Annotated in this window: 8 protein-coding genes; 1 reads left to right on the forward strand and 7 read right to left on the reverse strand. The window is 44.6% G+C overall.

The window, feature by feature from the left end:
- Positions 1–7 precede the first annotated feature (7 nt).
- From D8792_RS09915 to D8792_RS09940, 6 genes are all read right to left on the reverse strand, one after another.
- On the reverse strand, positions 8–1,114 hold the full coding sequence (locus D8792_RS09915) for a prephenate dehydrogenase (protein WP_125373878.1): 1,107 nt from the start codon (positions 1,112–1,114) through the stop codon (positions 8–10).
- 15 nt (positions 1,115–1,129) lie between these two features.
- Entirely contained in the window at positions 1,130–2,296 is a 1,167-nt protein-coding gene (gene aroC / locus D8792_RS09920; RefSeq protein ID WP_125373879.1) for a chorismate synthase, read from the reverse strand.
- Positions 2,297–2,387: 91 nt separating this feature from the next.
- On the reverse strand, positions 2,388–3,455 hold the full coding sequence (aroB, locus tag D8792_RS09925) for a 3-dehydroquinate synthase (RefSeq protein WP_125373880.1): 1,068 nt from the start codon (positions 3,453–3,455) through the stop codon (positions 2,388–2,390).
- A gap of 52 nt (positions 3,456–3,507) precedes the next feature.
- On the reverse strand, positions 3,508–4,362 hold the full coding sequence (locus tag D8792_RS09930) for a shikimate dehydrogenase (RefSeq protein ID WP_125373881.1): 855 nt from the start codon (positions 4,360–4,362) through the stop codon (positions 3,508–3,510).
- A complete protein-coding gene (gene aroD, locus D8792_RS09935) occupies positions 4,352–5,029 on the reverse strand; it encodes a type I 3-dehydroquinate dehydratase (RefSeq protein WP_125373882.1) in 678 nt (225 codons plus the stop codon). Before aroD ends, D8792_RS09930 begins: the two co-directional genes overlap by 11 nt.
- Positions 5,026–6,189 carry a class I SAM-dependent rRNA methyltransferase gene (locus D8792_RS09940; RefSeq protein WP_125373883.1) on the reverse strand — a complete coding sequence of 388 codons (1,164 nt, stop codon included), beginning with the start codon at positions 6,187–6,189 and terminating at the stop codon, positions 5,026–5,028. Before D8792_RS09940 ends, aroD begins: the two co-directional genes overlap by 4 nt.
- A 361-nt stretch (positions 6,190–6,550) precedes the next feature.
- On the opposite strand from D8792_RS09940, the gene D8792_RS09945 reads away from it, so the two are divergent.
- Complete coding sequence (locus tag D8792_RS09945; RefSeq protein ID WP_125373884.1) at positions 6,551–8,752, forward strand: LTA synthase family protein; 2,202 nt, start codon at positions 6,551–6,553, stop codon at positions 8,750–8,752.
- A 133-nt stretch (positions 8,753–8,885) separates the two neighbouring features.
- Here D8792_RS09945 and pulA read toward each other — a convergent pair.
- Positions 8,886–10,605: type I pullulanase (gene pulA, locus D8792_RS09950; RefSeq protein WP_125373885.1), on the reverse strand; the 1,720-nt coding region annotated here is incomplete at its 5' end.

The raw sequence follows: 10,605 nt of genomic DNA on the forward strand, positions 1-10,605 counted from the left end.
TTCTATATTAGTCTTCGGACACTAGGTAATCCGTATTTTCTCTTACTATTGTAGCAGATTTTTCCAAATCTTGGCGATTTTTAAAGGTGATTTGCAAAATACCGTGGGTATCTTCTCGGTTTTCCTCGTTGATACGAATGTTGACGACTGAAATTCCGCGCAGGAGCTCCAAAATACCCAAAATCGCATCTTCTTCGTCGGGCACCTCAATAAAGAGGTCGCAAAAGCTATCCACACCAGCTCGTTTATGAATTTCCATCTGCTTGCGGCTTTGTCGTCCTCGGTCGAAAAATTCCCAGATAGCTGTCTCGTCCTTGGCCTCAATCGCTGCGGCAACCTTGTCTAACTGGTCTTTAAAATCTTCCAGCCGCTCCAAAATGGCTTCAGGATTGGTCAAGAGGATCGATGTCCACATCCCCGGCTCACTCTCCGCAATCCGTGTCATATCGCGAAAACCACCAGCTGCAAAAGACTGGGTCAGCTCATGCTCTTGGCTATAAGCTGCCGCTTGCCCCATCAGGCTGGAGGCTAGGATATGCGGAAAATGACTGATTTGACTGGTCACTCGATCATGCTCGGCTGCGTCCACTTGGATAAAGCGGGCATGAAGACCACTCAGCAAGTCTTTCATTTCCTCAAGCGTACCAGGCTTGGTCAGACTAGAAGGGGTGAAGATATAATAGGCATTTTCAAAGAGGTTGACATGGGCAGCCTTGGCTCCGGCCTTGTGACTTCCAGCCATAGGATGAGCACCGACAAAGCGGATGGGCTTATTCTGCAGATACTTTTCTGCTGCAGCCACAATCTTAGCCTTGGTTGATCCAGCATCTGAGATGATGGCATTTTCCTTCAGGTCCAGCTCCGCTAGATCCTTGATAAATGCTATGGTTTGCTTGATAGGCACAGCCAGAATAATCACATCAGCCAATGGAGCAAGGGCGGCAAAATCATCCGTTACCCGGTCGACCATTCCCCGCTCTAAGACAATCCGTCTTGATTCTTCACTTCGATTATAGCCAAGAATCTCTATCTCAGAATGAGCTCGCCTGATGCCCAGAGCCAAGGAAGCTCCAATCAGTCCCAGACCTGCGATATAGACCGTTTTTCTCTCCATGCCAACTCCTCTCTTCTAAAAGTTCTTGATAAATTCTCGATGGCGGGCTACCGCATCCTTCAGTTCTTCCAGATTGTCCGAAGAGAATTTCTCCAGAACTTCGGTGGCTAAAACTGTTGCCACCACGCTTTCCATGACAACACCCGCTGCTGGCAGAGCCGTAGGATCGCTCCGCTCCACTGTCGCCTTATAAGGCTCGTGGGTCTCAATATCCACGCTCATCAATGGCTTGTAAAGAGTTGGAATAGGCTTCATGACACCTCGCACCACGATTGGCTGACCATTGGTCATACCGCCCTCAAAGCCGCCTAGATTATTAGTTCTGCGAGTGAAGCCATCTTCCTCAGTCCAAAGGATTTCATCCATGACTTGACTACCCTTGAGACGGCCGGCTTCAAAGCCCACGCCAAACTCGACTCCCTTGAAAGCATTGATGGAAACGACTCCTTGAGCAATCTTGGCGTCCAGCTTCTTGTCCCATTGGACATAGGAGCCCAGACCGACCGGCACACCACCAACGACAGTCTCAATGACACCACCGATGGTATCCCCGTCTTTCTTAATCTGATCAATGTAAGCCTTGATCTCTTCTTCGCGCTCGGGATTGACAATGGAAACCTCTGACTGGGCAGCTCTTTCCTTGATTTCTGCTACAGTTAGATCGGCCGGAACATCAATATCAATGCCGCCAAAGGTTACGATATGGCTGGCTACCTCCACACCAATTTCTTCAAGCAAGCGCTTGGCTACTGCGCCGACTGCTGCACGCATGGTCGTTTCACGCGCAGAAGAGCGCTCAAGGGAATTTCGCAAATCGTCAAAGCGGTATTTCATACCACCAACCAAGTCCGCATGGCCAGGGCGTGGTTTAGTAATCTTGCGCAGCCCTTTTTTCTTTTCATCCACATCTACCACACTCATAATCTCCAGCCACTTCTGGTGATCCAGATTTGTGACATTGAGGGTAATCGGACCGCCCATGGTCAAGCCATGACGAACCCCAGATGTAATCTCGACTTGGTCGCTCTCGATCTTCATGCGGGCGCCACGACCGTACCCACCCTGACGGCGCTTGAGCTCAGCATTAATATAATCAGCGGTCAAAGGGAGACCAGCCGGCACTCCCTCAATAATAGCTGTCAGACGTGGTCCGTGCGATTCTCCTGCTGTTAAGTATCTCATATATTTTCTCCTATTTCTGGGATGGAAAGAACTGGACATTCTGTCTATTTTTTATCTAAAATGTCCAGTCGTCTTAAACTCTATCTAGCACTTATTTCTTCAGAAATTCTTTCATCTCTTCCAGCGGAATCTGGTGAATGCTAGCCGAACCCAGCTCAGGCACCAGTACTAGCTTGATAGAGTTGCCTCTAGCCTTCTTATCATGGGTCAGGGCCTGATAGAGAGCATTCTCATTCCATGGCTGGTAATCCACTGGCAAGCCAAACTTCTGACACATACGGATGATGTCTTCTGTAATTCCGGCTGGCATGAGGCCTTTCTTTTCAGCGACACGAGAAACCTGTACCATGCCAATCGCCACAGCTTCACCGTGCATAACCTTGCCATAACCTGCTGTCGCTTCAATAGCGTGCCCAATAGTATGGCCGAAGTTCAGATAGAGACGAACGCCATTATCCAGCTCGTCCTCAACCACAATCTTACGCTTGACATCGCAGGAATGGTAGATGATGCTCTCCGCATGCTCCAAAATCGACTCTGGACTGCCATCCATTTCTGACAGCTCATCCCAGAGTTCCTTATCCTCAATCAAGCCGTACTTGACGACCTCGCCCATACCTTCGATCAGTTCCCGCTGCCCTAAAGTCTGCAAGACTTCTGGGTCAATCAGAACTCCGTCAGGCTGGGTAAAAGTGCCAACCATATTCTTGGCCCAAGGCGTATTGACACCTGTCTTGCCACCGATAGAAGAGTCCACTTGAGCTGTCAGACTGGTCGGAATCTGCACGAAATGAATGCCTCGCATATAGGTAGAAGCAACAAAGCCTGCCAAATCACCGACAACGCCACCACCTAAGGCTACAATGCCATCACTGCGGGTCAGGCCAACCTTGACCAAAAACTCATAGACTTTGTTGACAGTCTTTAAGTTCTTGCTGGCTTCACCCTCCAAAAAGTCAAAGACAAAGGCCTCAAACCCAGCCGCTTCCAAGCTCAGCTTGACCTTTTCCGCATAGAGTCGAGCCACTCGATTGTCCGTGACGATAACCACCTTCTGAGGCTGCCAAAGCTGACTCAGCCAACTTCCAGCCTGAGATAAAGGCCCTTTTTCGATGGTAATATCATAGGGATGATGAGGGAGATTTACATTCAATTTCATAAGCGCCTCCTTGTTTTTCCTGCTCCACCATAGAGAAGCTGAGTAAGAGTGACTATTTATACAGCTTTTCTAACTGCTGCCAAATTTCCTGACAAGGCATGGGTTGTCCTGTCCAAAGCTCGAAAGCTTCTGCTGCCTGATAAAGCAACATACCTAGGCCATTCACTGCCTCTACCTTCTGACTTCGAGCCCACTTTAAAAAAGGTGTTTCAAAAGGTTTATAAATCACATCCGCGACTAAAATCTGGCTAGGTAGCTGAATACTTTCAGCTAATGGCAAAGTTTTGCCATCCATACCCACACTTGTTCCATTGACCAGAAGATCTGACTGGTTGATTTTCTCCTGCAAAGTAGCCGAGTCTTCTAAGTTCAACACCTGAATCCTACTCTTAGTCTGGCAGCCGATAACTGCCATCTTGCTGACAGTCTTATCATAGGAAGACTGCCGAGTAAAGACAAAGATTTCTTCTGCCTGATCCAAAGCTGCTTGGGCGATAATAGCTGTCGCCGCTCCGCCGGCACCTAAAATGGTCATTTTTTTGCCCTGAATAGCAAAAGACGGCAAGCTCTTAAAAAATCCCTTGCCATCTGTATTGTATCCTATCAATGTACCATTTTCATTCACCACGGTATTCACAGCTCCGATAAGACGGGCGCTGGGATCCAATTCATCAAGATATTGGATGACCTCCTGCTTGTAGGGCATTGACAAATTTATCCCAAACATATCATACCTTCGGATATTAGCAACGGTCGCTTCTAAATCCTCTGCTTCAATTTCCCAAGCAAGGTAGACACCATTGACAGCAGTTTTCTCAAAGGCAGTATTATGAATAAATGGTGAAATGCTATGCTTAATCGGCTTAGCAACCACTGCTGCTAGACGAGTATGGCCATCAATTTTCATTTAAAATCTCCCGCACAACCTTCATGTTTGCTAAGGAAACCTGACCTGGTGCACTCGGCTGCTCAACACTGGCAAAAGACCAGCTCGAACCTGTCAAATCCGCAGCTAAGCGAGAAATCTTTCCGACTTTTCCCATAGAAATCGTCACATATTCTTGTTCAGGGTTCAAAATCTTAAATCCGCGAGTATAGTTCATCAGGTCCAAGACATCCTGCTCATTGTGAGCCATGACAGAAACTTTGACCACTTTCGGTGCCAAACTTGTCAATTCTGACAAAATTTCCATCATATTTTCAGGCGTTTCCTCAAAATTATGATAGCTGAGAACTAAATTTGGAAACTCGAGCATTTCTTCAAATTTATCTTTATGCGAATAGTATTCAAAATCAACATAGTCTGGCGAATAAAAATTGGCTACTTCTTTGATAAGAGCAACATATTCATCATCTGACAGATCAATTTCGCCACCTTCTACGCGACTTCGCAGCGTGAAGAGCAATTCACGTCCAGCAAATTTCTCGAAAATAGCAGGAGCAACATTCAGAATGCTCTCTTTAGGCAAAAAGTCCGCGCGCCATTCTATAATGTCAGCATCATCATAACGACTCACATCAATTGCCTTAGCCTCTTCTAAACTTCTGGGCATGATTGAAACGACTAATTTCATTTGTCCACCTTAATAGTAAAGACCTTGAGGTAATTACTATTCTCATCTTTCTTATTGTATACAAAGTCTGCTGGTAGGCCATATTCCGCCAGATAGCGGTGAGGGACTCCTGCAAATCCTTTTTCAATTTCTTTTTTAAACTTACTTTTAGAGACATTGGCTGCATTGGTCGAGAGAATCAATGTTCCTTTTGGACTCAAAATTTCCAGAGCCTGAGCCACCAAACGATGGTAATCTTTCGCAACAGAGAAAGTCTGTTTCTTATTGCGAGCAAAGCTCGGCGGATCTAGGACAATCACATCATACTTCAACTCGTGACGCTTGGCGTATTTGAAATAATCAAAGACATCCATGACCACGAAACGATGCGGCTCTAAATCCAAACTATTGGCTTCAAAGTGCGCTTGGGAAAGCTCGCGGCTACGTTTGGCCAAATCCACCGAAGTTGTTTGACTGGCACCGCCCATGGCAGCTGCCACCGAGAAAGCTGCTGTATAAGAAAACATATTGAGCAGACTTTTTCCGCTAGCTAAGCCGTCAACCAGACTTCCCCGCACCTCATGCTGGTCCAGAAAAATCCCAGTCATCAGGCCATCATTCATGAAGACTTGATAGCGCACGCCATTCTCCAAAACCGTAAAATAGGCTGGCGCTTCTGCTCCGTAGAGATGGGCAGACTCATAGTCCAAGCCCTTGAAGCGAATCTTCTCGTATGCTCCAGCTACCTCAGGAAAGACCTGCTGGAAAGCAGCCACTATCTGGTCCTTGATTGAAAAAACAAAGGAATTATACCAAGAGAAAACGGCATATTTCTCGTAGATATCAACCGTAAAACCGCCAAAACCATCACCTTCTTGGTTAAACAGGCGATAGGCTGTCGTATCCTCCGCATGACAGTAATAGAAACGCTTGTCTTTAGCTTTTTCAAACAAGTGCTGAAAGAAAGCTGAGTTCAGCTCTACCTTAGCATAGGAAATCAGCCAGCCCAGTCCCTTATTTTGCAAGGAGAGATAAGCTGTTCCCAAGAACTTCTCCTGCTGACTATGCAATTCCACACATTGATCGGTGAATGAAAGAGTTGGAAAATCATTCTTATCTAGAACTAAAATTCCTTTTCTCAACTTTTCCTCTGTCTGCTTATTAACAGTAAGTTTCTTCATAAGCATTATTATACCAAATATTGTGAAAATTCTCAAAGCATATTTATTATTTTCAAATAATACTTGTTTTAGTATAAGAAATTTTCAACATTTTATATATTAAATATTTATTTTATCGGGCGGACTTTCAAGCAAGCTTCCCTACTCCTACTTTCCACTATCTATCATGAAGCAAAGCCTGTTTAATTTTAGATATTCTTGCGAACAATCCTGAAGCTGGGAAATAATTGCCCTTATTAAATTACTTTACAAATAAAATAAACTAAACACTAAATCACCTCAATTTTTCCTCAACTTGAAAAATTGTGATATACTTAGAAGAAGAGAATTTTTAGGAAATAAGACAAGGAAGTATCTTTCTGTGAAAAAAATAACCAAGAATTTACTCAATTTTATGAGTACAAGGCTCGGTTTCGTCTTGAGCTTGCTCACGATTTATTGGTTAAAAACCATGTGGGCTTATACTGTTGATTTTAATTTAGATATTCAAGGAGCCTATCAGATTTTTCTGGCTCTGATTAACCCTTTCCCAATTGGACTTTTACTGATTGGGCTCGCTCTTTATATCAAACCGACTAAGCTTTTTTATTGTGTCAGCACGGCTATCTACATCATGCTCTTTGTCTGGTTAGTCTCAAACTCCATCTACTACCGTGAGTTTACCGACTTTGTGACAGTCAATACCATGTTGGCTTCCAGCAAGGTGTCTGCAGGCCTCGGAGCAGCAGCCATGGAGCTCTTCCGCCCTTGGGATGCTATCTATATCATTGATTTTCCAATTCTGGGCTGGCTTTTTTATAAAAAGTATATCCGCTTGGATTATCGTAGGTTTAATTTCCGCGCCAGTTTTGCCGTGACATCCCTATCAGCGATGCTCTTTTCAGCCAATCTTTTCTTGGCAGAAATTGATCGTCCTGAGCTCCTTACACGCGGATTTTCAAATTACTATGTCGTTCGCGCCCTTGGTCTTCCCGCCTTTCTCGGCTACAGTGCTAATCAAACCTATGCTGCTAATAAAGAGCGTTCCAAAGCCTCTGCCAAGGATCTAGAACCCGTTGAACAATATATCCAATCCCACTATGCTGAGCCAAACTCTGAATACTACGGCATTGCCAAAGGTCGCAATGTTATCTATGTCCATCTAGAGAGCTTCCAGCAGTTTCTGATTGATTATAAACTGCAGATGGAGGGCAAGGAATATGAAGTTACGCCTTTCCTTAACTCCCTTTACCACTCTAACTCTACTTTAGCCTTTTCAAACATCTTTAACCAGGTCAAGGCTGGAAAGACTTCCGATGCAGAAACCATGATTGAAACAGGTCTCTTTGGTCTCAACCAAGGCTCCTTCATGGTAAACTACGGCGGTACCAATACCCAGCAGGCAGCACCTTTTATCCTGTCAAAAAATGGAGATTACACATCTGCCGTTTTCCATGGAAATACAGGTAGCTTCTGGAATCGCAACACAGCCTACAAGCAATGGGGCTATAATTATTTCTTCGATGCGTCTTACTTTACCAAGCAAGATGAGACCAACTCCTTCCAGTATGGCTTGAACGATAAGATTATGTTCAAAGATTCCATCAAATATCTGGAACATTTGCAGCAGCCTTTCTATGCCAAATACATTACCGTTTCCAATCATTATCCTTATACGACCAGTCTGATTGGCGATGAGATTGGTTTCCCACTGGCAGATACCAAAGACGAAACCATCAATGGCTACTTTGCAACAGCAAACTACCTCGACTCAGCTGTCAAAGCCTTCTTTGACTACCTGAAAGAAGCTGGTCTGTATGAAAATTCAATCATCGTCCTTTACGGCGACCACTATGGAATTTCCAATTCCCGTAATCCAGCTCTGGCACCTTTGATCAATAAAAATTCTGAGACTTGGTCTAGTTATGACAATGCCATGTTGCAGAGAGTGCCATACATGGTCGTGATACCTGGAATGGAAAAAGGAAAAATTATCAATACCTTTGGCGGACAAATCGATATGCTGCCAACTTTGGAGCATTTATTGGGAATTGACTCCAAAAATTACCTCCAAGTCGGGCAAGACCTCCTCTCACCTCAGCACCAGCAAATCGTGGCCTTCCGCTCAACCAATAACTTTGTAACACCAAAATACACAAGTTATAGCGGCCGCATTTACAACACACAAACTGGTGAGGAGATCACTCTGCCAGACGAGTCAACAACAGCTGAACTAGAAGCTATCCGAACAGCCGCAAATACACAGCTGAAGATGAGCGATGCTATTCAGACAGGAGACTTATTCCGCTTTTACAGAGGCAATGACCTAGGAAAAGTCAATCCTGATGATTACAACTACATCAACTCTTTGAAAGCCCTCAAGGCCATTGAGAAAGAAAAAGGTGACCAATCGACTAGCCTTTATTCAAAACGTGGCGGTGTGTCTTCTGTGGATCTCTTTAATTCACCAAGTTATCGAGCACTTCACCCCGAACAATTTCACTCTAGCACTAGCAGCGAAGAAGAAACTAGTGGAGAGTCCTCTAGCTCTTCTAGCTCCTCCAGTTCAAGTGCCAGTCCCTAATCTATGAGACTACTCAACTCTTCCTAAAGCATTGAAAATGTTTTGGGAAGAGTTTTTATTTTTGGAGCACAAAAAAAGATTGAAAACTGAGCCACAAGCTTGTCTTCAATCTTTTATTATTTTTTATTCAATCTTATTTAATCACTTCAAAAACGGAAGCTGTCAGATTCTCCACATAGAAGGGTCTCTTATGACGACTATTTCCGACCAATAAACGCAGGTGATCCGCATTCTCAAGGTAATAGGGCAGGCCACTCGCATTAAAAATGATTTCATAATGTTTTTCGTCTTTAATCTCAAAAATGACGATACCACTACCAGCAAAGGCTTCTCTTACAAAGACATGTTTGTAAATCTCTTCATAGGTTTGATAAGAAAATTCCTTCTGACTTGTCTTTAAGTGAATAATCTGCTTGATATAGTCAATACTCTCCTGATGTTGGCTAATCAATTCCCAATTCACTTGGTTGACAGCATCGGGAGCATTGTAGCTATTCATTGCTCTGTCACGGTCGCTAGGCAGGACTTGGCCCTCTTCGCCTGTTCCGACTAGTTTTGTGCGGGAAAATTCTTGGCCCAATTCCATAAATGCCATTCCCTGCATGAGCAAGTTCATAGCTGTTGCCAGCTCAATTCTTTTGGTCCGAGTGAGCTCATCATCATCTGGGTGCAAGTCAACCAGCAAGTCATGCAGATTGAAATTATCATGCGCCTCCACATAATTAAGAACTTGGCTTGGTGTCAAATAGGAGCCTAACTCACTGCTGCCCAGAATAGCCTTGGCTATTATATCCTCAGTCGCTTGTCCGCTCACATAACCTGCTTTCAGCCCACCATAGACTTCAGCACCCTTTATCGCATCGCGCTGGGTATCATTGAAGAAGCCAATTCGCGGCAATTGATAAGCATTGTCTTTCTTAGCCTTGTCCTCTGGCATCAGGCCTGTTCCCATATCCCAACCTTCACCATAAAGCAAAATCTGTGGATCAATTTTATCCATTTCTTCTCGGATGATATTCATAGTGGTGACATCATGGATTCCCATCAAATCAAAACGGAAGCCATCCACATTGAATTCTTCTACCCAGTAACGAAGTGAATCAATCATGAATTTGCGGAACATTTCATGCTCACTGGCCGTCTCGCTGCCGACACCTGTACCATTCTGGAATGAACCGTTGGGATTCATTCGGTAGTAATAATCGGGAACCGTTGACTGAAAGGCGGAGTCGAAGGTAGAATAAATATGATTATAAACCACATCCAAGGTCACAGAAATCCCTGCATCGTGGTAAGCCTGAATCATGGTTTTCAAATCCCGGATAGCCTGACCTGGATCATCTGGATTAGAAGAAAAACTGGTTTCTGGCGCATTGTAGTTCTGTGGATCATAGCCCCAGTTATAAGTAACTTGGCCATTTTGGTCATAGTCCTTATGTCGGTCAGAAACCGGCTGGAGCTGCACCACATTGATACCTAGATTGCGAATGTAATCAAAAGTCGTCTGGTCCCCCTGGCTATTTCTAGTGCCGCTTTGACATGCCCCCAAAAAAGTCCCTCGCAAATGTTCTGCGACACCGGAACTAGGCGATTTGCTAATATCACGGATATGCATCTCATAGATGACAGCCTGATTTGGGTTATCTAAACGCCAGGTTGCCTCCTTGCCTTGACATACCTTAAAACCAGCAACAGTCTTGTCCTGTTCGGCAACAATAGCTGAGCGCTTGCCATCTGGACTGGTAGCGATTGTATAAGGATCGCGCGTCAAAAAATGCTGGTTTTCAAAATGAACATGATACTGGTAGGCCTTGCCAGCTAAATCTTCTGGCACTTCCACCGACCAAACTCCG

The organism is Streptococcus cristatus, assembly GCF_003943505.1.
Lineage (GTDB): Bacteria > Bacillota > Bacilli > Lactobacillales > Streptococcaceae > Streptococcus > Streptococcus cristatus_E.

Bases quoted from the DNA above. Each gene is read 5' to 3' on its own strand.
- aroC (WP_125373879.1), bottom strand. From the start codon at position 2,296: ATGAGATACTTAACAGCAGGAGAATCGCACGGACCACGTCTGACAGCT.
- D8792_RS09940 (WP_125373883.1), bottom strand. From the start codon at position 6,189: ATGAAGAAACTTACTGTTAATAAGCAGACAGAGGAAAAGTTGAGAAAA.
- aroB (WP_125373880.1), bottom strand. From the start codon at position 3,455: ATGAAATTGAATGTAAATCTCCCTCATCATCCCTATGATATTACCATC.
- aroD (WP_125373882.1), bottom strand. From the start codon at position 5,029: ATGAAATTAGTCGTTTCAATCATGCCCAGAAGTTTAGAAGAGGCTAAG.
- D8792_RS09915 (WP_125373878.1), bottom strand. From the start codon at position 1,114: ATGGAGAGAAAAACGGTCTATATCGCAGGTCTGGGACTGATTGGAGCT.
- D8792_RS09930 (WP_125373881.1), bottom strand. From the start codon at position 4,362: ATGAAAATTGATGGCCATACTCGTCTAGCAGCAGTGGTTGCTAAGCCG.